The 26392-nt window shown below is 69.8% G+C and carries 22 protein-coding genes; 7 read left to right on the top strand and 15 right to left on the bottom strand.

Annotated features, from left to right (window positions below; genetic code table 11):
- The first annotated feature begins 110 nt into the window (after nt 1-110).
- From D7W82_RS24325 to D7W82_RS24310, 4 genes are read left to right on the top strand one after another with little or no spacing between them, the layout of a single operon-like run.
- A complete protein-coding gene (locus D7W82_RS24325; protein WP_233587909.1) occupies nt 111-842 on the top strand; it encodes a B12-binding domain-containing protein in 732 nt (243 codons plus the stop codon).
- A 4-nt stretch (nt 843-846) separates the two neighbouring features.
- Nucleotides 847-1548 carry a hypothetical protein gene (locus tag D7W82_RS24320; protein WP_120620630.1) on the top strand — a complete coding sequence of 234 codons (702 nt, stop codon included), beginning with the start codon at nt 847-849 and terminating at the stop codon, nt 1546-1548.
- Nucleotides 1545-3593: a hybrid sensor histidine kinase/response regulator gene (locus tag D7W82_RS24315; protein WP_120620629.1), complete on the top strand. Its 2049-nt coding sequence runs from the start codon at nt 1545-1547 to the stop codon at nt 3591-3593. The genes D7W82_RS24320 and D7W82_RS24315 overlap by 4 nt, the downstream gene beginning before the upstream one ends.
- Nucleotides 3586-5118 (top strand): response regulator, encoded by a 1533-nt coding sequence (locus D7W82_RS24310; RefSeq protein ID WP_120620628.1) that lies wholly within the window; start codon nt 3586-3588, stop codon nt 5116-5118. Before D7W82_RS24315 ends, D7W82_RS24310 begins: the two co-directional genes overlap by 8 nt.
- 18 nt (nt 5119-5136) lie before the next feature.
- Here the strand turns inward: D7W82_RS24310 and D7W82_RS24305 are convergent, their stop codons facing one another.
- From D7W82_RS24305 to D7W82_RS24245, 13 genes are all read right to left on the bottom strand, one after another.
- On the bottom strand, nt 5137-5502 hold the full coding sequence (locus tag D7W82_RS24305; RefSeq protein WP_120559818.1) for a helix-turn-helix transcriptional regulator: 366 nt from the start codon (nt 5500-5502) through the stop codon (nt 5137-5139).
- Between the two features lie 342 nt (nt 5503-5844).
- Complete coding sequence (locus D7W82_RS24300) at nt 5845-7245, bottom strand: TolC family protein (protein WP_120620627.1); 1401 nt, start codon at nt 7243-7245, stop codon at nt 5845-5847.
- Nucleotides 7245-8477, bottom strand: coding sequence for an ABC transporter permease (locus D7W82_RS24295; protein WP_120620626.1), 1233 nt, complete (start codon nt 8475-8477; stop codon nt 7245-7247). Before D7W82_RS24295 ends, D7W82_RS24300 begins: the two co-directional genes overlap by 1 nt.
- A complete protein-coding gene (locus D7W82_RS24290) occupies nt 8474-9220 on the bottom strand; it encodes an ABC transporter ATP-binding protein (protein ID WP_120596566.1) in 747 nt (248 codons plus the stop codon). Before D7W82_RS24290 ends, D7W82_RS24295 begins: the two co-directional genes overlap by 4 nt.
- A gap of 72 nt (nt 9221-9292) precedes the next feature.
- Nucleotides 9293-10624: an efflux RND transporter periplasmic adaptor subunit gene (locus D7W82_RS24285; RefSeq protein WP_120620625.1), complete on the bottom strand. Its 1332-nt coding sequence runs from the start codon at nt 10622-10624 to the stop codon at nt 9293-9295.
- Nucleotides 10625-10669: 45 nt separating this feature from the next.
- Nucleotides 10670-12106, bottom strand: a complete 1437-nt coding sequence (locus tag D7W82_RS24280; protein ID WP_120620624.1) for a HAMP domain-containing sensor histidine kinase — start codon at nt 12104-12106, stop codon at nt 10670-10672.
- Nucleotides 12103-12840 (bottom strand): response regulator transcription factor, encoded by a 738-nt coding sequence (locus D7W82_RS24275; protein ID WP_120620633.1) that lies wholly within the window; start codon nt 12838-12840, stop codon nt 12103-12105. Before D7W82_RS24275 ends, D7W82_RS24280 begins: the two co-directional genes overlap by 4 nt.
- 164 nt (nt 12841-13004) lie before the next feature.
- Nucleotides 13005-14495 (bottom strand): long-chain fatty acid--CoA ligase, encoded by a 1491-nt coding sequence (locus D7W82_RS24270; RefSeq protein WP_120620623.1) that lies wholly within the window; start codon nt 14493-14495, stop codon nt 13005-13007.
- A gap of 20 nt (nt 14496-14515) precedes the next feature.
- Nucleotides 14516-16501 (bottom strand): triacylglycerol lipase, encoded by a 1986-nt coding sequence (locus D7W82_RS24265; RefSeq protein ID WP_120620622.1) that lies wholly within the window; start codon nt 16499-16501, stop codon nt 14516-14518.
- A 128-nt stretch (nt 16502-16629) separates the two neighbouring features.
- Nucleotides 16630-17685: an alpha/beta fold hydrolase gene (locus D7W82_RS24260; protein WP_120620621.1), complete on the bottom strand. Its 1056-nt coding sequence runs from the start codon at nt 17683-17685 to the stop codon at nt 16630-16632.
- Nucleotides 17686-17730: 45 nt separating this feature from the next.
- Nucleotides 17731-19287, bottom strand: coding sequence for a long-chain fatty acid--CoA ligase (locus D7W82_RS24255; RefSeq protein WP_120620620.1), 1557 nt, complete (start codon nt 19285-19287; stop codon nt 17731-17733).
- A 41-nt stretch (nt 19288-19328) separates the two neighbouring features.
- Nucleotides 19329-20324 (bottom strand): 3-oxoacyl-ACP synthase III family protein, encoded by a 996-nt coding sequence (locus tag D7W82_RS24250; RefSeq protein ID WP_120620619.1) that lies wholly within the window; start codon nt 20322-20324, stop codon nt 19329-19331.
- A gap of 9 nt (nt 20325-20333) precedes the next feature.
- The gene (locus D7W82_RS24245; protein WP_120620618.1) at nt 20334-21062 is read right to left on the bottom strand and encodes a TetR/AcrR family transcriptional regulator; all 729 of its coding nucleotides are present in this window, start codon (nt 21060-21062) and stop codon (nt 20334-20336) included.
- A gap of 254 nt (nt 21063-21316) precedes the next feature.
- Between D7W82_RS24245 and D7W82_RS24240 the strand changes: the two genes are divergently transcribed.
- The 3 genes from D7W82_RS24240 (at nt 21317) to D7W82_RS24230 (ending at nt 23924) form a co-directional block, all read left to right on the top strand.
- Nucleotides 21317-21787, top strand: coding sequence for an Lrp/AsnC family transcriptional regulator (locus tag D7W82_RS24240; protein WP_120620617.1), 471 nt, complete (start codon nt 21317-21319; stop codon nt 21785-21787).
- Nucleotides 21788-21789: 2 nt separating this feature from the next.
- The gene (locus D7W82_RS24235) at nt 21790-23007 is read left to right on the top strand and encodes a PLP-dependent aminotransferase family protein (RefSeq protein ID WP_120620632.1); all 1218 of its coding nucleotides are present in this window, start codon (nt 21790-21792) and stop codon (nt 23005-23007) included.
- Nucleotides 23008-23177: 170 nt separating this feature from the next.
- Nucleotides 23178-23924: an SDR family oxidoreductase gene (locus D7W82_RS24230; RefSeq protein WP_120591580.1), complete on the top strand. Its 747-nt coding sequence runs from the start codon at nt 23178-23180 to the stop codon at nt 23922-23924.
- A 199-nt stretch (nt 23925-24123) separates the two neighbouring features.
- Here D7W82_RS24230 and D7W82_RS24225 read toward each other — a convergent pair whose 3' ends face one another.
- Together D7W82_RS24225 and D7W82_RS24220 are read right to left on the bottom strand one after the other, a co-directional pair.
- Nucleotides 24124-24585 (bottom strand): hypothetical protein, encoded by a 462-nt coding sequence (locus tag D7W82_RS24225; protein ID WP_120620616.1) that lies wholly within the window; start codon nt 24583-24585, stop codon nt 24124-24126.
- A 57-nt stretch (nt 24586-24642) separates the two neighbouring features.
- Entirely contained in the window at nt 24643-26052 is a 1410-nt protein-coding gene (locus D7W82_RS24220; protein WP_120620615.1) for a S8 family serine peptidase, read from the bottom strand.
- Nucleotides 26053-26392: the final 340 nt, after the last annotated feature.

Here is a 26392-nt window from a genome sequence, read left to right as displayed (position 1 = left end):
CCCCGGGCCGGGAACTCCCGGCTTCCGCTCCCCCACCCGGGAGTCCGCTTGACCTGCAAGCAGGAAAGCAACCGTTCGATCCGCAGGACCGGGGGATTGTTCACTTACGGATGCGGGCGAACGCTCCGGGGTGTAACGAAAGCAGGACCGCCTCTACCCTGCCCCGTCCGCCTCGCGCTCCCGTGATTCAAACGACCCCTGCCATCGACACGCTGCGGGCGCGGTATCTGGCCGCGCAGCTCTCCGGAAACCGCCAGGAGGCCCTGCGCCTGCTCGTGGACGAGGGCCTGCTGTGCGGCGTGCCCCTCCAGGAGCTCCACCTGGAGGTCATCCAGGCGGCCCAGTACGAAATCGGCCGGCTCTGGCAGGAGAACGTCATCTCCGTGGCCCAGGAGCACCTGGCCACCGCCATCTCCCAGTACGTCCTGGCCCACCTGTACCGCCACCTGCCCCGCGACCCGGCCAACGGCAAGGTCGTGATGATGGCGTGCGTGGAGGGCGAGCTGCACGAAGTGGGCGCGCGCATGGCCAGCGACTTCCTGGAGATGGCCGGCTTCGACGTGCGCTTCCTCGGCGCCAACATGCCCGCGGATCACCTGGCCCGCATGGTGCGCGAGTCCCCGCCCGACCTGTTGGCCCTCTCCGTCTCCATGCCCTTCCACATGCCCCAGGTCCGCGAGGCCGTGCGCAAGGTGCGCGCCGTCTCCCCGTCCCTGCCCATCGCCGTGGGCGGGCTCGCCTTCGACTGGGGCCCCGTTCTCGAAGAGGAGCTGGCCGTGTCCTTCCTCGGCAAGAGCGTCCGCGAGCTGGTCGCCTCCGCCTGCCGCCTCCTGGGGGTCTGACGCCATGCCGAACGTGAGCCTCCAGGTGGAAGCGCGGACCGCGTCCATCGCGTCCGCTTCTGTTCAAGCTTTGTACGAAGACCCGTTCTGGGCCGCGCGCTACGGCCTCCAGCGCGCCCGCCGCTTCGGTGACGAGGACGCCGTCTTCCACGTGCGCTACCTCGTGCAAGCGCTGGACGCATCGCGCCCCGCCATCCTCGAGGACTACGCGCGCTGGCTGCGCACCCTGCTCGTCACGCGGGGCATGTGCTCGCTGCACCTGGATCAGCACTTCGAGGGGCTCACCCGCGCGCTCCAGGCGCAGGGCTTCGGCCCGGACTCCCTGCCCTACACCTACGTCCAGTCCGCCCGCCAGGCCCTGCATTACAAAGAAGGCCCCGCGCACGCCGTGGAGTCGGACGCCGCCGCCATCATCAGCGCGGTCGTCCGGCGAACGGAGGGCCCGCTTCCCGCCGGAAGCCGCCCCCGCCTGGAACAAGAGGTGCGGCTCCAGCTGTCCTATCTCTCGGATGCGCTCGCCCTGGGTCGTGCGGACCTGTGGGATGCCCATCTCCAGTGGTACGCGGGCTTCTGGCCCCAGCGGGGCCTTTCCCCCCTGACTCTTGTTCAAACCCTGGACGCCTTGAAGGCGACCTTGGACGGACATTCCGAAGCGCTGACGTTGCTCGCGCGAACGCCCGATTCGTGGGAGGAGACCTACTCATGATGAAGGAAGACGACCGCGCCTCCGGGATCTTCGAATCCCTCAGCCGCGAGCTGGCGTTGGCCTGCGATGCGGAAGGCACGGTCGTCTGGCGCGACGAGCGAGCGGCGCGCATCCTGGGCGTCAAGCCCGGCCAGACGCTGAAGAGCCTGGCCAGCCACGGCAGTGAGAGCAAGGTGGAGAAGCTGCTCGTGCAGGCGCGCGACGAGGCCGTGGATGGCTGGGAGCTCATCCTCCAGAGCCAGCACAAGCCCGCGACGTTCGCCTTCCGCGCCCGGCCACACGAAGGCGGCGTCGCGCTGGTGGGCAGCCTGGTGCCGGAGGACTACGGCGCCGCGCTCACCCAGGTGAGCACCACGCTGGGAGAGTTGTCCGCGCTCCACCGCGAGACGGAGCGCCAGCAGCACGAGCTCAAGCGCCGCGCGGAGGAGCTGGCCCGCCTCAACCGCGAGCTGGAGGAGTCCAACAAGGGCGTGCGCAGCCTGCACGCCGCTCTGGACGAGAAGGCGGAGAGCCTCCAGCGCGCGTCTGAAATCAAGAGCCGCGTGGTGGCCAACGTGAGCCACGAGTTCCGCACGCCGCTGCACTCCATCCTCGGGCTGTCCAAGGTGCTGCTCAACCCGCTCAACGGCAGCCTCGCGCCGGAGCAGGAGAAGCAGGTCCAGTTCATCCGCGGTTCGGCGGAGTCCCTCTTCGAGCTGGTCAACGACCTCCTGGACCTGTCCAAGGTGGAGTCCGGCAAGACGACGCTGCGCCACAGCCGCTTCGTCGCGTCCGACTTCATCAGCGCGCTGCGCGGCATGACGCGGCCCCTGTTGCCGCCGGACTCGACGGTGGCGCTCAACTTCGAGGAGCCGGCGGAGTCCCTGGAGCTGGAGACGGACGAGGCCAAGCTCAGCCAGGTGGTGCGCAACCTGGTCTCCAACGCGCTCAAGTTCACCGAGTCCGGCGCCGTCACGGTGTCCGCGGCCCGGGGCCCGCTCGACACGGTGGTGTTCACCGTGAAGGACACGGGCATCGGCATCGCGCCGGAGAACCACGACCGCGTCTTCGAGGAGTTCATCCAGGTGGACAGCCACCTGCAGCGGCAGGTGAAGGGCACCGGCCTGGGCCTGCCCCTGGCGCGCAAGCTGACGGAGCTGCTGGGCGGCACGCTCACCGTGCAGAGCCGGCTGGGGGAAGGCGCCACCTTCGTCATCACCCTGCCGCGCGTCCACCCGGAGGTGTCGGAGATGACGGGGCTCACCCAGCGCAGCGCGACGCTGGACCCCTCGCGCGCCCCGGTGCTGGTGCTGGAGGACGACCGCCAGACGCTCTTCCTCTACGAGAAGTACCTGGCGCGCTCCGGCTTCCAGGTGCTGCCCGTGCGCAGCGTGGAGGAGGCGCGCAAGGTGATGCAGCGCGTGCGCCCCGCGGCCATGGTGCTGGACGTGATGCTGGAGGGCGAGACGAGCTGGAGCTTCCTCGCGGAGATGAAGAACGGGGAGCAGACGCGCGACATCCCCGTCCTCGTCGTCACCGTGACGGACCGCGAGCAGAAGGCGCGCGCCCTGGGCGCGGACGAGTTCTGGCTCAAGCCCGTGGACGAGGAGCGCCTGCAGAAGAAGCTGACGGCGATGGCGCGCATCGGGCCGGTGGAGCGGGTGCTCATCATCGACGACGACGACGTGCACCGCTACCTGCTCAAGCAACTGCTCAAGGACACGTCCTTCCAGCTGCTGGAGGCGGCCAGTGGCCGCGAGGGCGTCCGCATCGCCCGCGAGCACGCCCCCCACCTCATCTTCCTGGACTTCGTGCTGCCGGACATCACCGCCTTCGACGTGCTGGACGAGCTGAAGGCGGACCCGCGCACGCGCGACATCCCCATCATCCTGCACACCTCCCACCAGCTGCAGGAGCCGGAGCGCCAGCGGCTGGCGCGCGAGACATCCGCCATCCTGGCCAAGCACACGCTCAGCCGCGAAGTGGCCATCACCCGCATCCGCGACGCGCTGTCCAAGGCGGGATTGGGGAACCGGGACCTGCGCGAGGTGAACCCCCGTGGCTGAGGAGGCGCGTCTGGCGACGGTCCTCAACGTCAACGACGACGAGGCCAACCGCTACCTGGTCAACCGCATCCTGGAGATGTCCGGCTACCACGTGCTGGAGGCGGCCACCGGCATGGCGGCGCTCCTCATGGCGGAGGAGCACCGCCCGGACGTCATCGTGCTGGACGTGAAGCTGCCGGACATCAGCGGCTATGAGGTCTGCGCGCGGCTGAGGTCCAACGCTGCCACGGCCGCCATCGCGGTGATGCACACGTCCGCGACGTTCGTCACGCCGGACAAGAAGGTGCAGGGCCTGGAGGGCGGCGCGGACGCGTACCTCACCCAGCCCTACGAGCCCTCGGAGCTCATCGCCACGGTGCGCTCGCTCTTGCGCCTGCGCCACGCGGAGCAGCAGGCCCGGCTGCGCACGGATCAGCTCATCGAGATGGACCGGCGCAAGGACGAGTTCCTGGCCATGCTGGCCCACGAGCTGCGAAACCCGCTGGCCGCCATCATGACGGCCATTGGCATCCTGGAGCGCAAGGCGCCCTCGGACACCAAGGAAGCGCGGATGCACGGCATCATCCAGCGCCAGACGCACCACCTGGCGCGGCTGGTGGATGACCTCCTGGACGTCAGCCGCATCACCCGGGGCAAGGTGGAGCTGCGCAAGGAGCCGGTGAGCCTCACGGCGACCTTCCAGCAGCTGCTCGCCATCCTGCGCCCCCGCGTGGAGTCCCGAGGCCTGAAGCTGGAGGTCCACCTGCCCCGCGCGCCGCTGTGGCTGGAGGGTGACGCCACGCGCCTGGAGCAGGTCTTCACCAACCTGGTGGACAACGCGGCCAAGTACACGGACGAGGGCAGCGTCACCGTGGAGCTGTTCCAGGAGGGCGTGGACGGCAACGCGCACGCGGTGCTGCGGGTGAAGGACACCGGCATCGGCATCCCGCCGGAGAAGCTGCCCGCCATGTTCGAGCTGTTCGCCCAGGCGGACACGTCCCTGGAGCGCTCGCGCGGGGGCCTGGGCATTGGCCTCACCCTGGTGCGCACGCTGGTGCGGATGCACGGCGGCACCGTGGAGGCCACCAGCGGCGGCCCGGGCCAGGGCAGCGAGTTCGTGGTGCGGCTGCCGCTGCTCGCCGAAGACCGCGTCCCCCGGACGACCGGGACGAACCTCGTGGACGCGCGGCGCGCGCGGCGCATCCTCCTGGTGGAGGACAACTCGGACGCGCGCCAGTCCATGCGCGACCTGCTGGAGCTGTGGGGTCACCAGGTGGCGGTGGCCCAGGACGGCTTGCAGGGCGTGGCGTTGGCCCTGGAGCACGCGCCGGACCTGGCGCTGGTGGACATTGGTCTGCCGGGGCTGGACGGCTACCAGGTGGCCCGGACGCTGCGCGCGCGCGTGGGGCAGGGGCTGCGGCTGGTGGCGCTCAGTGGCTACGGCGACCCGGAGGCCTACCAGCAGGCCCTGAAGGCCGGGTTCGACGTGCACCTCACCAAGCCGGTGCGGCCCGCGGACCTGGATCGCGTCCTGTCGAACCTCTGAAAGCGGGAATGGGGGTGGCTACCGCCGCGTCAGCGCGTTGGCCACCAGGCCCAGCAGCTTCACCTGGGCGGGGTCCAGCTGACGCACGCTGCGCAACAGCCGGCGCACTTCCGGACGCTCCGGCGTGGGCGGCGGGGCCTCGCTGGCGCGCGACGGCGGAGCGCCCTGCGCCGCGAGCCCCAGCAGCTCGTCCGCGGAGACGTGCAGCTCGTGGCACAGCTTCAGCAGGGTCTGGACGCTGGGGAGCATGCCGCCGCGCTCCAGGCGGCCGTACACTTCCGTGGCCACGTCGATTCGCTCGGCCACGTCGGCCTGCGTAAGCTCCATGCGGCCCCGGGCGACCCGTGCGGATGCGCCGATGGTGGTTGCGAGTTTCTTGTCCATGCCTTTGCTTGCCGACCCGAAACGTTTGGCCGACGGCATAGGACGTATAGAGGCAGACAGACAGAACTTGCCGGGTCAGCCTCCCATTGTTCACCCATAGGGTCGCTGCGCGGGAGGTGGACTTTCGGAGTCCGGGCAACCCCGACACCCATGGCTCTTTTGAGACGGAGCGCCCTCTGGAAACAGCCTCCGGTGGGTGCGGCACCGCGTGTTTCCAGGCTTGACCGGAGGTAACCCACGACGTTGGACCCGCCGTTTCCTACGGTGTTCGAGCGTCCTGCCGCCACTGCCACCCTTCAGGGTTGGCTCATGTTTCAGTGCCGTCCAGAGACACCGCTGTCACTACCCCGAGGCCAGGGTGGTCAACTCCACCGTGCCCAGGGCGCGCGCCAGCTCCGCGCGGGAGGTGGCCAGGTCGTACGTCGCCTGCACCTGCTGGGCGGCGGCGTTGGTGAAGGCCACCTGCGCGTCGCTCACCTCGATGATGTTGCCCACGCCCGCGCGGTAGCGCCCTTCGGCCAGCCGCAGCCGCTCGCGCGCGTTCACCTGGGCCTCGTCCGCGGCGGTGAGCGCCTCGCGCGTGGCCACCACGTTGAGCCGGGCCTGCTCCACCTGCAGCCGCACCTGCTGCCGGAGCGCGTCCTTCTGCGCCTGGAGGTCGCGCAGGTTGGCGTTGGCCTCGCGCGTCTGCGCGTTGACGAGCCCGCCCTGGAACAGCGCCCAGCTCAGCTGGATGCCGCCCTGCGCGCTCAGCGTGGCGTCGTTGAACGGGTTCGCCCCCACGTCGGACAGGTTGCCCGAGGCGCTCAAGGAGGGCAGGTGGCCGGCCTTGGTCACCTTCACCTGCGACTCCTGCGCGGAAATCTGCCGCTCGCGCGCGGCGACGTCAGGGCGGGCCTCCAGCGCGCGCTTCACCAGCGCGTCCAGCACCTCGTCCTCGCCCGCGATGGCCGCCACCGTCACGTCCTGCACGGTGTAGTCGGTGGCCGTCTCCACGCCCATGGTCTGGTTGAGCTGCGCCTTCGCGGTGGCGTACGCGTTCTGCGCGCGGATGAGCGCCACCTGCGCGTTGGCCTTCGCGGTGCGCTGCTGGAGCAAATCAATCTCCGGCCGCGAGCCCACCTGCACGGACGCGTTCACCTGGTTGAGCCGGGCCTCCTCGCTCTGGAGCGTCTCGCGCGCCACGCCCAGGAGGGCCTTCTGCGTGAGGACGTTGAAGTACGCCGCGCGCACGTTGCGCAGCGCGTCCTGGAGCACCTGCTGCTGCGAGTTCTCCTGCGCGCCCGCCGACTCCTTCGACGCGTTGTAGCGGCCGGACGTCTTGCCGAAGTCGTAGATGAGCTGGTTGGCGGAGATGCTGCCGCTGAAGCGCCGCGTGGAGTTGGACACCACGCCGGTGTCGCTGCCCGGCACGTTCTGGATGACGGCCCGGTTGCTGGTGCCCAGCGTGTAGCCCGCGTTGGCGCTCACCTGCGGCAGGAAGCTGGAGAAGGACTGATCCACCCGGGCGTACGCCGCGTCGGTGCTCGCCTGCGCCGAGCGCAGCGACGGCTGGTACTGGCGCGCCGCGGCCTCCGCGTCCGCCAGGGTGATGACGCGCCCCTCGGCGGCGGCGGACATCGACAGGGACTGCTGCACGGCCGGGGGCGTCACGGGCGTCGCCGGAGCCGGGGCCTGGGGCGTCTGGGCCCCCGCGACCACGGGCAGGACACACAACGAAAGCGTCAACGGAAGCGCGCGCATCACTCGTACCTCAGTGCATCGATGGGATCCAACAGGCTCGCCTTGCGCGCCGGGTACAGCCCGAAGACGACCCCGACCAGGCCGCTGAACACGATGGCCAGCAGCGCGACGTCAGGACGGACCAGCATGGGCCAGCCGAACTGCGCGGCGAGCAGCTTCGCCACGCCCAGGCCCACGGCCGCGCCGATGATGCCGCCCAGCACCGCCAGCGTCAGCGCCTCGATGAGGAACTGCGCCAGGATGTCGCGCGGCCGGGCGCCCACCGCCACGCGCACGCCAATCTCGCGCGTCCGCTCAGTGACGCTCACCAGCATGATGTTCATGATGCCGATGCCGCCCACCACCAGCGACACCGCCGCGATGGCCGCGAGCAGCAGGCTCAGCGTCTCCGTGCTCTGCTGCTGGCCGCTGGCCACCTCCGCCAGGTTGCGCACGTCGAAGTCGTTGGCGTCGTCCTCGCCCAGCCGGTGACGCTCGCGCAGCAGGTTCGTCACGTCCGCCTGGGCCCTGGCCGTGAGGTCCGCGCTGGCCGCCTGCACGAACACCGCGCCGGTGATGTACGCGCCCAGGCTCTGCGCCTGCACCTGCCGCTTGAACGTGACGGCCGGGACGAACACCGTGTTGTCGAAGTCCTGGCCCACGGGCGACTGGCCCTTGGGCGCCGTCACGCCCATCACGGTGAAGGGCGTCTTGTTGATGCGGATGACCTGCCCCACGGGGTTGAAGCCCTTGCCGTAGAGGTTGTCCACCACCGTCTGGCCCAGCACCGCCACCTTCGCGCCCGCCTCGTTGTCCGCGTCCGTGAAGTGCGCGCCCTTCGCCAGGGTCCAGCTGCGCACGGTGAAGTAGTCCGTCGTGGTGCCGATGATGCTGGTGTTCCAGTTCTGGTCCTCGCTGAACACCTGCGCGTTGGAGCGCATCTCCGGCGCCGCGCCGCGCACGGTGGACAACTGCGTGCGCACGGCCTCCAGGTCGTCCCAGGTGATGGTGGGCTGGCTGCCGAAGCCGCCTCTCGCGCCACCGGACTTGGACGAGCCCGGCAGGATGATGAGCAGGTTGGTGCCCATGGAGTCGAAGACCTTCTGCACGCTGGCCTTCGCGCCGTCGCCAATGGCCACCATGGCGATGACCGCACCCACGCCGATGATGATGCCCAGCGCGGTGAGCACCGAGCGCGTCTTCGAGCGCAACAGCGCCCGCAGCGCCAGGACGAGCGTCTCCAGGATGTTCATGTCCCCACCTCCTCGGCGGGCACCACCGCCGGGTTCGGCGTCTGGCGTCTGTCGTTCACGATGCGCCCGTCCTTCACCACCACGATGCGCTGGGTGTACTCGGCCACGTCCGGCTCGTGCGTCACCAGCACCAGCGTCATGCCCTCCTTCTGCAGCTGCTGGAACAGCGCCATCACCTCCACCGTGGTGCGCGAGTCCAGGTTGCCCGTGGGCTCGTCCGCGAGGATGACGCGAGGCCGCCCCACCAGCGCCCGCGCGATGGCCACGCGCTGCTGCTGACCGCCGGAGAGCTGCTTCGGGTGGTGGTCCAACCGGGCCCCCAGCCCCACGCGCTCCAGCGCTTCCTTCGCCCTGGCGCGGCGCTCCTTGGATGGCACGCCCGCGTAGAGCATGGGCAGCTCCACGTTCTCCAGCGCGGTGGTGCGCGCCAGCAGGTTGAAGCTCTGGAAGACGAAGCCCAGGGTGCGGTTGCGCACGCGGGCCAGGCCGTCGCGGTCCAGGCGGGCCACCTCGCGGCCGTTGAGCAGGTACTCACCGGAGGTGGGGCGGTCCAGGCAGCCCAGGATGTTCATCAGCGTGGACTTGCCCGAACCGGAGGAGCCCATGATGGAGACGAACTCCCCCGGTTCCACCGTGAAGTCCACGCCGCGCAGGGCCCGCACCTCCACGTCGCCGGACTTGTACACCTTCGCCACTTTGTTGAGCTGGATGACGGGGGGTGCCCGCTTCGTGTCCGCGTCCATCGGTCTGCCTCTGTCCCTTCCCCTGCCCGCGATGCCTGTGGAGATGACTGTGATTGGAACGGCCGCGCGCGCCTAGAAGCCGCGGCGCATGCCCCGGCCGCCGCCCCCGCCACCGAGGGGGCTCGCGCCGCCTGACGGAGCCGCGGAGGGCGTGGAGCCCGCGGGAGAGTTCGCCGCGGTGATGACGCGGTCGCCGGCCTTCAATTCCCCCTCCACCACCTCCGTGAACGTGCCGTCCGTCATGCCGGTGCGCACGTGCACGGCGACGGGCTGCGGCTTCTGCTCCGGCTGGCGGCGCAGCACATAGACGGTGCGCATGCCGGCCGGGGCCTGCGGTGCCGGAGCCCGCGCGGCCGCGTCCGGCGGCGGCGCCGGGCGGTAGCGCAAGGCCGTGTTGGGCACGGAGAGGGCCTGGTCCTTCTGCTGCGTGACGATGGTCACGTTGGCCGTCATGCCCGGCTTGAGCTTCAGGTCCGGGTTCGGCACGTCGATGACGGCCAGGTAGGTCACCACGTTCTGCACGGTGATGGCCTCGTTGCGGATCTGCCGGATGACGCCCTCGAAGGTCTCCCCCGGGAAGGCGTCCACGGTGAAGGTGGCCTTCTGGCCGGGCTGCAGCTTGCCCACGTCCGCTTCCGCGATGCTGGTGTTGACCTGCATCTTGCGCAGGTCCTCCGCGATGGTGAAGAGCACGGGCGCCTGGAGGGACGCGGCCACCGTCTGGCCCACGTCCACGCTGCGCGAGATGACGATGCCGTCCGTGGGCGACACGATGGTCGTGTACTTGAGGTTCACCTCCGCCTCGTTGAGCGCGGCCTGCGCCTGGGCCACCGAGCCCTCCGCGGCCGTCACCTCCGCCTGCCCGTTGGCGGCGGCGGACTCCGCCGTCTCCAGCTCGGACTGGGAGATGAACTGCTGGGCGCGCAGCTCGCGCGAGCGCACGGCCTGCTTCTTCGCCACGTCCGCGTTGACGCGCGCCTTCTGGAGGTTCGCGCGCGAGGCCGTCATGTTCGCCTTCGCCCGGTCCAGCGCCGCCTGCACCAGCTGCGGGTCGATGCGGGCGATGACCTGCCCCTTCTTCACCTGGGAGTTGTAGTCGACCATCAGCTCCTGGATGCGGCCGGAGACCTGACTGCCGACCTGCACCGTCACCAGCGCCGCCACGGTGCCGGTGGCCGTCACCTTGGCCGTGAGCTTCCGGGCCTCGGCGGGGGTCGTCTCGTAGGTGACGGCGTCCGCCGGGTTCCCGGCGCGCATGCGCCAGAACACCGCCGCGCCCGCCACCACCAGGACCGCCAGGACCCAGGCCCAGCGCGGAACGCCACGCTTGCGACCCTCGTCCTCATCCAGCTCCACCGGCGCCAGGGCCGGCGCTTCCCGCGGAATCTCGCTCAAGGCCTTCATGCCCCTTATCTACGTTTTGAAATGTTTCGGCGAATCTCGTCTCTATTACGAAAGATGACCCACGGCGAGGCGGCCGTCCGGCGTCTGCGCCGCTCCCACTCCGGGGAGCACGACGCGCGCGGTGGTGCCCTGGCCCGGCTGGCTCTCCAGCGTGAGGCGGCCGTGGTGCGCCTCCAGGATGCGGCGCACCAGCGCCAGCCCCAGGCCCACGCCGCCGGTGGTGCGGGCGCGGCTGCGGTCGGTGCGGAAGAAGGGCGTGCCCACGCGCGCCAGGTCTTCTGACTCGATGCCAATGCCCTGGTCCTGGATGTCCACCTGGAGGCTGTCCCCTTGCGCGCGGGCGTGCAGCTTCACGGTGGTGCCGGGCTCCGAGTACTTCCCCGCGTTGTCGAGCAGGTTGTCCAACACGCGCCGCAGCAGCACGGGGTCCGCCTCCAGCGCGGGCAGCGTGCCGTCCACCTGGACCTCCAGCCGGTGCTTCGGCCGGGCGGTGTGGAAGCGGGCGGCGGCCTTGTCCAGGAGCGCGTTCGCGTCCACGCGCTCCAGGCGCAAGGGAGGCACGCCGCTCGCGCCATCCGTCACCAGCTCCAGGCGGGACGTGGTGAGCACGTCCGACACCAGGCGCTCCAGCTCCGACAGGTCCTCGGTGATGTCGGGCAAGAGCTCGCGCGCCGTCTGCGCGTCGCCCTCCGCGGCCAGGTCCAGCGCCACGCGGATGCGGGACAGCGGCGTGCGCAGCTCGTGCGACACGTTGGCGAGCAGCTCCTTCTGCGAGCGCAGGAGCTGGGTGATGCGGCCGGCCATCTCGTCGAAGGCCTCGGACACCAGGCCCAGCTCGTCCTTGCGGCGCAGGCCCGCGCGCACGTCCAGCCGCCCGGCGCCAAACGCGCGCGCCGCGGACGCCAGCTTCTCCAGCGGGCCCGCGAGCGTGCGCGCGAAGGCGACGGAGGTGATGGCGGTACACGCCAGCACGAGCCCCACGATGATGGCCGTCTGCCGGTCACCGTCCGGCGGCGGGGGCGGCGGGGGCAGGGACACGGCGGCATAGACCTGGATGGGGCCCGGGTAGGGGCTCACCACCAGCATGCGGCCGGGGCCGCCACCGACCCCGGGGATGGGTCCGCGAGGGCCGCTGCGGGTGACGCGTGAGGTGACGGAGGAGAGCTCCTCGGGGCCGAGGGCGGGCGCGGGCTCTGGCCGCGTGTTGCCGAGCAGCGTCCCATCCGCGGCGCGCAGGGTGACGCGCATGCCCATGCGCTGCTGGGCGCGTTCGAGCGACGCCTGGAGCTCCGCGGGGTTGTCGCGCAGGGCGGACCACTCGTCGACGAAGTAGGACAGCTCGTCGTCGAAGCGGTTGCGCCAGGACTCGTTGCGCAACAGGTCGCGCGCGAGCATGAGCGACACGCCCACGAGGAGGATCTGGATGACCCCCACCAGGTAGATGCGGGGGAGCAGGCCCATGGGGAGGCGGAAGAACTTCACGGCTCCGCCTCGGTCCCGGTGGCCAGCATGTAGCCGGCACCGCGGACCGTCTTGAGCAGGCGCGGGTTGCGGGGGTCCACCTCCAGCTTCTGGCGCAGGCGGAAGATGTGCACGTCCACGGAGCGGTCGAAGACCTCGTCCGCGCTGCCCTTCACCAGGTCGAGCAGCTGCTCACGGCTGAGGACGCGGCCGGCGCGCTCGGCCAGCACGCGCAGCAGGCTGAACTCGTAGGTGGTGAGGGACAGCGGCTTGCCGTCCAGGGACGCGCTCAGGCTGCGCGGGTCCAGCACCAGGCGGCCCGCGTGCACGGGGTGGCTGGTGGGGCCCACCTTGCCGCGAGCGCGGCGCACCTGGGCGCGGATGCGGGCGAGCAGCTCGCGCGACGAGTAGGGCTTGGGCAGGTAGTCGTCCGCGCCGGACTCGAGGCCGAGGACGCGGTCGGCCTCCTCGCCGCGCGCGGTGAGCATGATGATGGGGACGTCCGTGCGGGTGCGCAGCTCGCGGCAGACCTCCAGGCCGTCGCGGCCGGGGAGCATGAGGTCCAGGAGGATGACGTCGTAGGTGTGGCGGGACGTCTGGAGGAGCGCGTCGGTGCCGGAGGCGGAGACGGTGACGATGATGCCGTGCTCCTGGAGGTAGCGGGCGGTGAGCCGCGCCAGGCGTTCATCGTCCTCGACGAGGAGCACCTGGATGGTGGCGTCCTCGGAGGGCGTGGGGCGTGGGTTCGTCTCCATGGGTCGGGTCTCCGCGAAGGATGCGGACCGCATCCGGGCCGCGACCTGCAACCTCCCACCCCTACATTTCCAGGGGGCTACGGGCCCATGACGAAATATTACGAACGGAGGTCCGGCGGCACATCCCGGGGGGTTCCAGGGGGACGGCCGCAACGGACGGAAATTCAGGGCTCGCCGTGCAGCCGGGTGAGCGCCCGCCGGTCCACCTTGCCCGCCGGGGTGCGAGGCAGGGCCTCCAGCAGCCGCAGCGTCCGGGGCAGCTTGTAGCGGGCGAGCCGGCCCGAGCAGAAGGCCGTCAGCGCCTCCAGGGCGGGTGCCGCACCGGGCCTGGGGACGACGAGGGCGCGGGGGACTTCGCCCCACTTCGGGTCGGGGACGCCGATGACGGCGACCTCGGCGACGTCGGGGTGGCCGGCGAGGACGCTCTCGACCTCGGCGGGGTGGATGTTCTCGCCGCCGGAGATGATGAGGTCCTTGGCGCGGCCCTCGATGCGGAAGAGACCGTCGGCATCGCGGGAGGCCAGGTCGCCGGTGTGGAGCCAGCCGTCCGCGAAGGCGCGGGCGGTCTCCTCCGGGCGGCGCCAGTAGCCGGCGCACAGGTGGGGGCCGCGAAGGAGCAGCTCGCCCACGTCACCGGGGCGCAGTTCACCGTCGATGCGCGCTTCGACGTGGAAGAGGGGCACGCCGACGAAGCCCGCGTGGGAGCGCATGACGGCGTCAGGGAGGAAGAAGTTGTTGGGGCCGCCCTCGGTGAGGCCGTAGCCGGTGCGGAAGGCGATGCCGCGGGCGAAGAAGCGCTCGAAGACGGGGGCGGGACAGGGAGCGCCGCCGCTGATGAGCAGCTTGAGGCGGGAGAAGTCCATGGCCTCGAAGCGGGGATGCCGCTGCATCTCGATGAACATGGTGGGCACGCCGAACACGAGGTTCACGGAGCCCGAGTCGATGAGGTCGAAGCACTGCGCCACGTCGAAGGCACGGCACACGACGGAGGCACCGCCCGCGTACACCAGCGGCAGCGTGAAGACGTTGAGGCCGCCGGTGTGGAACAGGGGCGCGTTGAGCAGCGCCACGTCGTCCTGGGTGAGGCCCCAGCTGACGATGGTGTTCACGGCATTGGCGGTGAGCGAGCCATGCGTGAGCACGGCGGACTTCGGCAGCCCGGTGCTCCCGCCGGTGGAGCACAGCACCCAGGGAGCATCCGCTTCCAGTTCGACGGAGGGCAGCGCGCCGGACAGTTCGTCACGGGAGGAAAAGAGCGGATCCGTCAGGCAGACCCAATGCGCCGGGAGCCGGGGGCGCAGGGCGTCCACTTGAGCGCGGAACTCCGGTCCGAAGCAGACGACGGAGGGGGCGGCATCGGAGAGCAGGCCGTGGAGCTCCTCCACGCCCAGGCGCCAGTTGAGCGGCTGGAGCACGGCGCCCAGCTTGGCGCACGCGAACACGAGGTCCAGCGTCTCCACGCCGTTGTAGGCGAGCACGGAGACGCGGTCTCCCACGCCCACGCCCAGGTCGCGCAGCAGCAGCGCGGTCTGGTGGGCGGAGTCATTCCACTCCGCCCACGAGATGCGCCGCCCACCCCGGAGCGAATCAACGAGCGCCGTGCGCTCCGGGGCGAGCGAAGCCCGCCGGGCCAGCCAGTCGTGGACGATGGGCATGCCCGGCGGTTCCTACGTCATCAATCCCGCGAAACGAAGTGCTGGGAGATCTTGTTCCACACCGCCGGGGTGATGCCCATGCTCAGGTGGTCAAAGGCCATGCCCTCCTGCTTCGCGTCCGCGGCCTTCTTCGTGGACGTCCAGCCCTGGGTGAGCTGGGTCATCGCCGCGATGCTCGCCTCGAAGAGCACGCCGTCGCTGCGCAGCGCGGACGTGGTGGACGTCATGCCGTCCGTCTCGAACGGGGTCGCCCCGCCCGCCGTGCCGTACAGCACGTAGAGCGACGGCAGGCGCGAATCCAGGCCATGCTCCGCCAGGCGCGTGATGAACTTGCCGCCCATCTCCATGGCCGCGTTGATGCCCAGGCCGTCCATGATGCGGTACTTGCCGTACATCAGCGAGTCGTACGCCTCACGGTTCTGGTTCGTGTTGTACGCGTGGTACGCGAAGCACGGCGAGCCCACCGGGTCGAACGCCGTCGTGCGGCACACGCGGTGGTCGCTGGACGCCATGTAGCCCGCGGCGACCCAGGGGTTGTACGGGTTGTAGATGAGCTTCGTGTCCAGCCAGGGGAAGTAGCGGTTCTCGTCCGGATCGATGTTGTCCCACGCGGACGCGCTGCGGTCCGGAATCGGGTACGTGCCACGCAGGTCATACGCCGCCTGCAGCTGGCCCGGGTACGCCGTCACGTACTTGCCGCTGTCGTTCACCGCGCCGAAGAGGCTCATGTTGTAGTCGTCGAACTTGAACGACGACGCGGACAGCCCCTGGTTCGTGTTCAGCGTCTGCAGCGTGCTGCTGGACACCGGCGTGCCCGTGCTGGACAGGCCCGTGATGTTCGACAGGTAGATGCGGCGGAAGTAGTCCGTCCACACGCCGCCGGAACCCGCGCACACGCTCTCCGCGTAGGGGTTCTTGAACCAGGGCACGTCGTACCCGAACGTCACGCACTGGAACGCGGAGAAGTACGTCCACGGCATCGGGCCACGGCCCACCGGCGCGTTGGAGGCCGTGCTCGCGATGGTCAGCGTGTGGATGGGGTGGCGGAAGTTCAGGTCAATGCCCTTGTGCGGTCCGGACAACGGCACGTACACGCGCACCGAGTCGTCATACGCCGGCACCTGCGACGCCTGCTCCTTCGCCAGCCGCTCGAAGAAGCGCGTCGTGCTGAAGCCGCCCCACGTGGCCGCGTTCGCCATCCAGGGGTCCACCGCCAGCACGCCCTTGCTCCACGCCACCACGTCCACCCGCGCCACGCCCGGGTGCAGCGCCTTGATGCGCTGAACCGCGTTGGCCACGTGGATGGCGTGGTTGAAGTTGTCGCCGTGGAACGAGCCGAACGTCACCGCGTACACGCAGCGGTTCTTCGACTCCAGGTCCTGCACCATGCCCGTCAGCTGCGCCGCGCCGCCGTAGGTGTTGCCCGAACCGTTATTGCCGTTGGGGAACAGCCAGACGTTCGCGTCCTGGATGGCGCCGTGCACCAGCAGCGTCGGCGTCAGGTTGACGTTACAGGTGCGCGCCGCGGTGGCCCGCCCCTTGTGCAGGAGGACGAAGCGCGCCTCCGGCTTCGTGGGGCCGGGCGTGGGGCAGGTGGCCCCGGTCGTCGTGGCACAGCTGTTCCCGTAGTAGAGGTTGAACGCGTTCACCAGCTGCTGGTTCAGCGAACCGAAGTACGTCTTCAGCGGGTAGTCGCTGGACTGGAACGTGTCCTGGTCCCGCAGCTTCAGCGTGCGCGGGTTGTAGTACTCCGTGCGGAAGCGCTGCTTGCCCTCCAACAGCTCAATCTGCCCCCACGACCACGAGGGCGGCGTGTACGTGCCCACCACCCGGTAGTTGCCCGTGAAGGTGGGGATGGCGTCGAAGTACGGCGCCAGGTCCGCGTCCAGCGGCGCCTCGGCCGTACCGACGGACTCCTGCGCCTGGGGTGCTTCCGCGGGCGGCTCGGCCCCGCAACCTGCCATCAGCAATGCGGCCGTGAGCGACAAACTCCAGGTGCTTCGCATGCGGACCTCCGGTTGGGTGAAGGGTGCGGCGACAGCGAACTGCGACTGAGAGTGGACACACGGGACACACGACGGCCCCCAGGGTCTCCCCGGAAGGCCTCGCGTGCCTCACCGCGCGTCAGGAATGACTAGCGGGCGTGCTCCTGCAGGAACGGGACGAGCAGGTCGTGGAACTCCTTCGTCTTCTCCAGGTGCGGGCTGTGGCCCGTGTCCTGGAGGACGACCTCGCGGTAGCGGCCGCCGTTGGCCGCGTAGCGCTCCATCACCTTGCGCATCTGCGACACCATGGGCTGCGGCGGGTACTTCTCCTCCCCGGGCCAGCCGGGCACCGCGCCCAGCTTGCCCAGGAAGCCGAAGTCGAACAGGGACGTGTCTGAGACGATGGCGTCGTCCGCGCCGCGGATCCACAGCACGTCCGGCCCCTTCGTCAGCGCCGCGAAGGAGGAGGTGTTATAGTAGGCCGGCGCCATGGCGTTGTTCATGCCCGTGGTGCCCGGCGCCACGCCCGGCCAGTTCGGCGACTTCGCGAAGTTGCCCGGGTACAGCTCGTCCGACACGTGCGTGTCCAGCACGGAGTCCAGGAGCATCTCCTCGTCCGGGTGGCGGAACGGCGGCTTCACGTAGCAGCCGTTCATCACGTTGCGCGGCGACGTCTGCGACTCCGTGGAGCGGTCCTTCGTCTTCAGCCGCTGCACGAAGTCCGGGTTGGCCGTGCCGCCGCCAGAGCCCGCGAAGTCCACCCAGCACGGCGTGCCGTCCGCGTCCTTCGTGCCACCGAAGCCGTAGGGAGACAGCGGCGCCTCCACCACCAGGCCGGCCACGCGCTCCGGGTGGTCGATGGACAGCTGCATCACCATGCCCGCGCCCGCCGAGTGCGCCACGAACACCGCGCGCTTCAGCGACAGCGTGTCCATCAGCGACACCAGGTCATCCGCGAAGTCGCGCATGCCGCGCGTCGCGTCGATGGTCTTCGCCTCCGTGTGCCCGTAGCCGCGCATGTCCGGCGCGATGCCCCGGAAGCCCTCGGGCAGCGTCTTCATCAGCGACTCGAAGAACGCGGACGAGGAACAGTTGCCGTGCACGAAGATGACGGGAAAGCCCTCCTCGCCCACGAGCCGCGCGCGCACCCGGAGCCGCTGCGTGGGGATGTCCCGGATCTCGACCTTCCTGGATGTATCAGCCATGTGCGCGCTCCTGGTTGCGTTGCGTGAAAGAGGAAAATCCGTGCGTCACGAAGCGGCCCGCGCGTCAGCGGCGATGGCCGCCTCGCGCAGCTCGCGCTTGAGAATCTTTCCGGCCGGAGACACCGGCAGGGACTTCACCAGCTCCACCCGCTTGGGGACCTTGAAGCGCGCCACCCGGCCCTTGAGGTGCTCCAGCAGCGCCTCCGCCGAGGCCTCGGCCCCGGGCTTGAGCACCACGTAGGCGCGGCCACACTCGCCCCACTTCGCGTCCGGCACGCCCACCACCGCGCACTGCTGCACGGCGGGGTGCTCGTAGAGGACGGACTCCAGCTCCAGCGGGTACACGTTCTCTCCGCCGGAGATGAACATGTCCTTCTTGCGGCCCGCGATGGTGAAGAAGCCCTCCGCGTCCACGCGCGCCAGGTCCCCGGTGTGGAACCAGCCGTCCGCGCTGATGGCCTCCTTCGTGGCGGCGTCGTCCTCGAAGTAGCCGGAGCACATGGAGGGCCCCTTCAGCACCAGCTCCCCCACCCCGCCCACCGGCACCGCGTGGCCGGCGTCGTCCACCAGCTTCGCGTCGATGAAGTAGTTGGGCCGGCCAATGGAGCCCGCCTTGGACACCGCGAACTCCGGCCCCATGCTGAAGATGCCCGGGCCGAACTCCGTCATGCCGAAGCCCTGCTTGAAGGGCACCGGGTGCACCGCCTGCCACGCCTGGAGCAGCGGCACCGGCAGCGGCGCACCGCCGCTGGTGACGAAGCGCACGGAGGAGAAGTCCGTCCCCCTCCAGCGCGGCGAGTCCATCAGCTGCTGGTACTGCGTGGGCACCGCGAAGAAGAGCGTCACCTTCTCCTTCGCCACCAGGCCCAGCATCTCTTCCGGGTCCCACCGGCGCATCAGCACCACGGTGCCGCCCACGGTGAGCAGGGGCAGCGTGTAGACGAGCAGCCCGCCCGTGTGGAACAGCGGCGTGTGCGTCACCGTCACGTCGCCCTGACGGATTTCATGCACCAGCGTGTTGAGCGTGTTCCACGCCACCATGCGGTACGAAATCCTCGCGCCCTTCGAGCGACCGGTGGTGCCGCCGGTGAAGAGCAGGCAGAGAATGTCCTCCTCGCTCACCGCGCCGTTCGTCACGGGAGCCGCGGGCGCGTACGCCACGGCCGCCTCGAACGGATCCGCGCCGGGCAAGCCCTGCGCCTCCAGCGACACCAGGCGCAGCCCGTCACCCACGTGCTCGCGCACCTGGGCCACCGCGTCCTTGAAGTCGTCCCCGAACAGCAGCACGCGCGGGCGGATGGCGCGCACGCCCTCCGTCAGCTCCGCCGCGTGCAGCCGCCAGTTGTAGGGCACGAAGATGGCGCCCAGCTTCCCGCACGCGAACAGCGTGTCCAGGTACTCCACGCCGTTGTGCGCGACGATGGCCACCCGGTCGCCGCGCTGCACGCCCGCCACGTCCCGCAGCCAGCCCGCGAGCGCGTTGGCGCGCGCGTTCATCCGCCGGTAGGTGAAGCGGCCCGCGGCCCCGCGGGCCACGTCCACCACGGCCACCGCGTCCGGCCAGTAGAGGGCACCCCGCCCCATCCAGTCCCCGATGAACATGCGAAGAACTCCTGTCTGAATGAGGCGGGGTATGGGGGGGACTAAGCCGTCCAGCGGTAGAGGGCGGACGCCATGGCGAGGCCACCGCCGCTGGCGCAGAAGGCGACCAGGTCGCCCTTCTTCACCTTGCCCTGCACCACCGCGTCGTCCAGCGTCATGGGGATGCAGGCGGAGCCCGTGTAGCCCCACTTGTCCATCGTGTAGTGCGCCTTCTCCATGGGCTGGTTCAGCGCCTTCATCGTGGCTTCGATGGTGCGCAGGTTCAGCTGCGTGAAGACGAACAGCTTCACGTCGTCCAGCGTCTGGTCCGCGCGCTTGAGCAGCGTGTCCAGCAGGATGGGCCAGCGCTCGGTGTTGAACGTGGAGGGGAACTTGCGCACGAACTGCACCGCGGGCTTGCCGTCCGTCAGCGCCAGCGTCTCCGCCGTGGCGGGCCGGTTCGTGCCGCCGGTGTAGATGCCCAGCGCGTCGTGGTACTCGCCGTTGGCGAGCAGCTTCGCGCCCAGGAAGCCCGGCTTGTCGGAAGCGCCCAGCACCACCGCGCCCGCGCCGTCCGCGAACAGCGTGCAGGTCTTCTTGTCCTTCCAGTTCACGTACCGGGTCATGCCGTAGGCGCCCACCACCAGGATGCGCTGGTAGCTGTCGTCCGACGAAATCGTCTTGGACGCCACGTCCAGCGCCGTCACCCAGCCCGCGCACGCGGCGTTGATGTCGTACGTGCCCGCGTTCACCGCGCCCAGCTTGGCCTGCACCACGGACGACGTGCCGGGGGAGAGGTAGTCCGGCGTGTCACTGGCCACGAGCACCAGGTCCAGCTCCTTGGGGTCCACCTTCGCGCGGGCCAGCGCCTCCTTCGCGGCGGCCACGGCCAGGTCGCTGGTGGCCTGGTGGTCCGCCATCACGTGGCGCTGCTTGATGCCCACGTTCTGCTGGAGCCACTCGTCCACCTTCTCGCCCAGGATCTTCTCCACGTCGGCGTTGGTGAGGAGCTTCTCGGGGACGTAGCGGCCGGTGGACAGGATGTTCGCGTAACGCATGACGGTGTTTCAGCTCCGGGGACCGCGTGACGGACGGCGGGGGGACGGCTTCGACTTCGGGGGGCTGGGCTTCGACGGCTTCGCTGCTGCCTTCGGGGGAGGGACCGCCTGCAGATGGGTGCGCGCGGCGCCCGCGTCCGGGGGCAGGCCGTGGGACAGCAGCGTCATCGCCGTGTCGAGCACGCGCTCCAGGCCCATGTCCTCCTCCCAGAGCACCCAGCGCATGCCCAGGAAGTCGCCAATGCCCATCAGGCAGTAGGCGAGCGCCTCCGGATCCATGCGGCGCACCTCGCCGGCCTCCATGGCCTGCTGGAGGCCGCGCACGTAGCCCTTGGCGAAGCGGTCGTAGTAGCGGCGGTAGCAGTCCGCGTCCACGAACTCCGCCTGCCGCACGACACGGTAGAGGTTGGGGTGCTGGCGCACGAACTGGAAGAAGGCACGCAGGCCCTCGCGCTCCACCTCCAGGCGCGTGGTGCACGCGGCCGTGGACTCCGCGATGAGGCGGCGCAGGCGCGCGCCCAGCTCGTCCACCACCTCCACGAAGATGGACTGCTTGTCCGGGAAGTACACGTAGAAGGTGCCCAGCGCGACGCTGGCCTTGCGCGTGAGGTCCGCGATGGAGGCGCGCTCGTAGCCCTTGTCGCCGAACACCGCCTCCGCGGCCTTCAACAACTTCTGCCGCGTCCGCTGACCGCGCGGCGTGACGGGGACGCGTTCTGAAGTTGAAGGGCGATTCATCTTTCAGGACGGGTAGCACCCGGCCGACCGCCCTGTCAAAAGCGGATGGATGGCTCCCTGCGTCAAAGACAGACACGGACGCGAGGCGTCAAACACCTCGCCGCCTGACTGCCTGGGGACTCGGGAGGTCGGGTGGAGGACGATCCACCGGCCTTAATCATTTTGCGTGCAAACGGACTTGCACTTGGGGCCAAGTGCATATAACTTCACCGCGCACTGCCAAGTCCGCCTATAAAAATAAGGTCCAAAGCCCCATGGACGCCCTGGATTATCGCATCGTGGACATGCTTCAGCGCGATGGCCGGGCCACGCAGCTGGAGCTGTCACGTGGGGTGAAGCTGTCCCAGCCGGCGGTGGCGGAGCGAATCCGCAAGCTGGAGGAGAAGGGCGTCATCACCGGCTACACGGCGCGCGTGGACGCGACGCAGCTGGGGAAGGACATCACCGCCTTCATCGGGGTGAGCATCGAGCACCCCAAGCACTTCGAGGGCTTCGCGCGGAAGGTGGCGGAGCTGCCGGACGTGCTGGAGGCCCACCGGGTCGCGGGGCAGGACTCGTACGTCTTGAAGGTGAAGACCGCGAACACGCGGACGCTGGACTCGCTGCTCGTGGAGACGCTGCGCACCATTCCAGGTGTGACCCGCACGAGCACCACCATCGTCCTGTCGACCTTGAAGGAAGACACGCACGTGCGTGTCCCCGATGAGCTGTTGAACGGAGAATGAACATGAGCGCGGACGCTATGAGTGCACCCCTGCCCCCTCCTCCGGCCTACCGGCTGTCCCAGCGCATGTCCCGGATGAAGACGTCCGCGGTGCGGGAGATCCTCAAGATCGCCGAGCGCCCGGACATCCTCTCCTTCGCCGGTGGCCTGCCCGCCCCGGAGCTCTTCCCCGTGGACGTCATCGCGAAGGCGTTCGAGGAGACCTTCGCCCGGGAGGGGCGCCCCGCGCTCCAGTACAGCACCACGGAGGGCTTCGCGCCCTTGCGCGAGTGGATCGCCGGGCACCTGGGCCGCAAGGGCCAGCACGTGCACGCGGACCAGGTGCTCATCACCAGCGGCTCGCAGCAGGGCCTGGACCTGGTGGGGAAGATCCTGCTCGACCCGGGTGACCTGGTGGTGGTGGAGGACCCCAGCTACCTGGCGGCGCTCCAGACCTTCGGCGGCTACGAGGTGGAGTTCGCCACCGTGCGCAGCGACGACGCCGGCATGGACACGGACGACCTGGCGGCCCTGCTGAAGAAGCGCGTGCCGAAGCTGCTCTACGTCATCCCCAACTTCCAGAACCCCAAGGGCACCACCCTGTCGCTGGAGCGCCGCAAGGCCCTGGTGCGGCTGGCCCAGGAGCACCGCTTCGTCATCCTGGAGGACGACCCGTACGGCGAGCTGCGCTTCAGGGGCGTGCACCTGCCGTCGCTGGCGTCGCTGGATGACCAGGGCGTGGTGCTGTCCCTGTCCACCTTCTCCAAGACGCTGGCCCCCGGCCTGCGCCTGGGCTGGGTGACGGGGCCCCGCGCGCTCCTCAAGTCGCTGACCATCGCGAAGCAGGCCACGGACCTGCACACCGCCACGCTCGCCCAGCGCGCCACCGCGCGCCTGCTGGAGACGTTCGACTACGCGGGCCACATCCAGGCGCTGATGCCCATCTACGCCGAGCGCGCCAACGCGATGCTGGCCGCGCTGGAGACCCACATGCCGAAGGGCACGAAGTGGACCCGGCCGGACGGCGGCATGTTCCTCTGGGTGGAGCTGCCCCAGGGCCTGGACGCGGCCACGCTCCTGCCCCGCGCCGTCGAGCAGAAGGTCGCCTTCGTCCCCGGCGCGCCCTTCTTCGCCAACGACCAGAAGCCCCAGTTCATGCGGCTGAACTACTCCAACCGCCCGCCCGACCTCATCAACGAGGGCATGAAGCGGCTGGGCGCCGTCATCTCTGATGCGCTGTAGGCACTGACGCCCTGTAGCTCCGGCACTCCGGACCCCAACGCACCGCGTCGGGGTCCGGGCCTCATGAGAAGTTGAAGCTTGATTCAGGTTTCAGCCTCCGCGGCGCTGGCCAGCGCCCACGCGGTGTGCGTACCCTGCGCGCGTTTTTTCCAGACGCCCAGGAGAGGCACATGCAGCTGAAGGACCTGAAGATCATCGTCACCGGCGGCGCGCAGGGCATGGGCGCGCACTTCGCGCAGCGCATCCACGAGGCGGGCGGCCAGGTGGCCGTTGGCGACGTCAACGAGGAGAAGCTCGCGGCGCTGCCTGCGGGCATCCACCGCCGCAAGCTGGACGTGTCCAGCGAGCAGGACGTCACGGACTTCGTGCAGTGGGCCCACGGCGCCATGGGCGGCCTCAACGGCCTCATCAACAACGCGGGCATCCTGCGCGACGCGCTGCTCGTGAAGAAGGACCGCACCACCGGGCAGGTGAAGAAGCTGTCCACGGCGGACTGGAACGCCGTCATCGGCGTGAACCTCACCGGCGCCACGCTGATGGTGCGCGAGGTCGTCACCAAGATGGTGGAGACGGACCAGCGCCCCGGCGTCATCGTGAACATGTCGTCCATCGCGCGGCACGGCAACCGCGGCCAGTCCAACTACGTGTCCGCCAAGGCCGCGCTCGCCGCCAACACCGTCACCTGGTCGCGCGAGTTCGCGCCGTTCGGCATCCGCGTGGGCGCCATCGCCCCGGGCATGATTGAGACGCCCATGACGCAGGGCATGAACCAGAAGGCCCGCGACGCGCTGGTGGCCGCCATCCCGGTGGGCCGCATCGGCGAGCCGGAGGACATCTGGCAGGCCGTGAAGTTCATCGTGGAGTGCGACTACTTCAACGGCCGCACCATCGACGTGGACGGCGGCCACAACTTCTAGGCCGCGTCAGGCGCCATCCGCGCCCCCGGGCGCGGGTGGACTGACACCGTCCAATCCCAGACAGCGCACTGGTCCCCCCGTTCAATGGCATCAGGCGGCTACAATCCTGAGTTTCTAGGTTAATCAGGAAGAAGCAGCTCCGGCGTCGGTTCAACGGGGCGTGGGGCCGGTGACGGGAGGCAAGCGCGGTGGGGCGGGCCTAGTACAGCTGTTCGAGCGGCATCATCGTGCCCGCCTCGAACTCCGGCGCGCGACGAAGTTGGTCCAGCACGCGCGGGGCGCACCTCAGGTGCAGCATGGGCAGGGAACCGCCCGGCTCACTCATGGCGCGCACGGCGCCCACCAACTGGTGTGCCTCCAGCCAGCGCATGAAGCTCTCGCGGAAGCGGGCGTTCTCCGCCTGGCCTTCCTTGTAGAGGTCCGCGCGCGAACGCAGGGGTGCCCGTGAGGACGCGGAGGTGCTCTTCGGCGCGGCCGACTCCCGGGGCATGACCGTGACGTCGATGTCGCCGCCCGGCTGGGCGTCACGCTCCAGGCCGCCAGAGCCCGGCAACGAACGCACCGTGCCTCCGCTGCCCGGCAGCGGACGCACGGCGGCAACGGAGGACATCCGGGCCGAAATGTCTTGGGGTCCGCCCGGCACGCCATTCTTCCTGCTCATGGCCACATCCTCCCCAGGTCCGGTGCTCACGTGGCACCGGCCCCGGCAACTACCGCGTCACCTGAAAACAGCCAGGCCCTTCCCCGTCCGGTGGTTCGCCGAGCGAGGAAGCTTGATGGCATTGGCCAGAATCAAATCTCTCACTTCCAATGCCGTCAAGTCAGGGGCACGGCAACGATACAGCGCCGCGATTCCCGCGACATATGGCGCCGCCATGCTTGTGCCGCTCATTCGTTCATAGAACGCCTGATTGTTGCAGCGGCGTTCAGTAGACGAATACACATTCACCCCGTAGCCCATGACGTCAGGGACGACCCGACGCCCCACGGAGCCGCTGGCGGAGAAGGTGGCCACGTTGCGCTCGAAGTCGACTGCCCCCACAGCCAGGGCCTCGGGAAAGGCCGCTGGGTAACCAACCGTGTCGGGTCCACTGTTACCCGCCGCGACAATGGGCAGGATGTTGCTGTCCAGAAGCCGACGCAGCATGGCTTGCAGCGCGCGCTGGTTGAGCAGGTAGTCCGCTTCGGAGATGCCCGGAGGCGGCTGCAGCGGGAAGCCCAGCGACAGGTTGACGACGGCGGGACGCGACGCGTTCTCCGGACGGCTGAACTGGTGCAGCAGCCACTCCATGCCGGCGGCCACGCGGCCCAGGCTGGTGCGGATGGTCTCCGACTCGATGACGGACGCGGCGTACAGGTCCACCTCCGGCGCGACGCCGTGGTGCACGCCCGCGGCGATGCCGCACACGTGCGTGCCGTGGCCGTCCGGGTCGAAGCCGCGCACGTCGCGCGCCGGGTTGTGCGGCGAGTTGGGGAAGAGCGAGACGTAGCGGAACTGGATGGTCTTGCTCGCGTGCTCCGGGTGGTCCGCGTCCACGCCGGTGTCCAGGATGCCCAGCATCACGCCGGCGCCCCGGATGCCCTGGGCGTGCGCCAGGGGGACACCGGACTCGTCAGGCCACTCGCGCTGCGCGAGCGAGCTCATGCCGCGGTTGCGCGGCCCCGTCTGTCCGGCGGACACCGGACCGGGGAAGGACAGGGGCACCACGTCCGGGATGAACTCGAACTCCTCCGCCAGCTCACCCCGGGCCGCCTTCTCCGCGTCCTGGGAGTAGAAGTGCGCCATGGTGGCGCCGATGAGCGGCATGAACCGGTAGCTGCCGGCCTCCGTGCCGGCCTGCTCCGTCACGGGCGCGCCCGGCATGGGCGTGGCGTCGACGTCGCTGGCCTTCCTGCCCCGGGCGCCCTTGCGCCCGCGCTGCGCCTGGCCGCTGACCTCCGGCTTCACGCCGGGCAGCGTGGCTGACCGCAGGCCGAGGGCGGTGAGGGCATCCGGTGCCTTCTGGGCCGCGCCGAAGCGCAGCGCGGTGCTGCGGCTGAGGACGCGCTCGCCCTGCGCCGTGCCACGCACTCCGGGCCGGGCCTGCGTCTCGATGGACTCCTTGGGGACCAACAGGAAAGACTTCATGGCTGTGCTCCTTGGACCGCTCAATCCGCGCCGGGCCCCGAAGGGAGAGCACCTGCGGTACGACCGCGCCCACCTGGGGACCCTGACAAGCCCCTTCCGGATCCGGTGGGTCGGGCTCGCGGGCGCGCGCCCGGAGCCGTTGCATCACCTGCCCTCCCCTCTCCCCATGCGCTGGGGGCCAACCGGGGGATTTGACCGCGACCCCCTGACAAAAAATCACGGGATTTCCGTAATAGACACCCCTTGTCTGGTGTCTCGGTCCTCACTCGGCTTCCCCGAACCTCCGGAAACACAACGGATTCCCTCCGTGGGACGAGGGCAGTGGCGGGGGGCGCACACG

Origin of the sequence: Corallococcus sp. CA049B, assembly GCF_003611685.1 — a bacterium.
GTDB lineage: Bacteria > Myxococcota > Myxococcia > Myxococcales > Myxococcaceae > Corallococcus > Corallococcus coralloides.
This window is presented reverse-complemented; position numbering and strand designations above follow the sequence as displayed.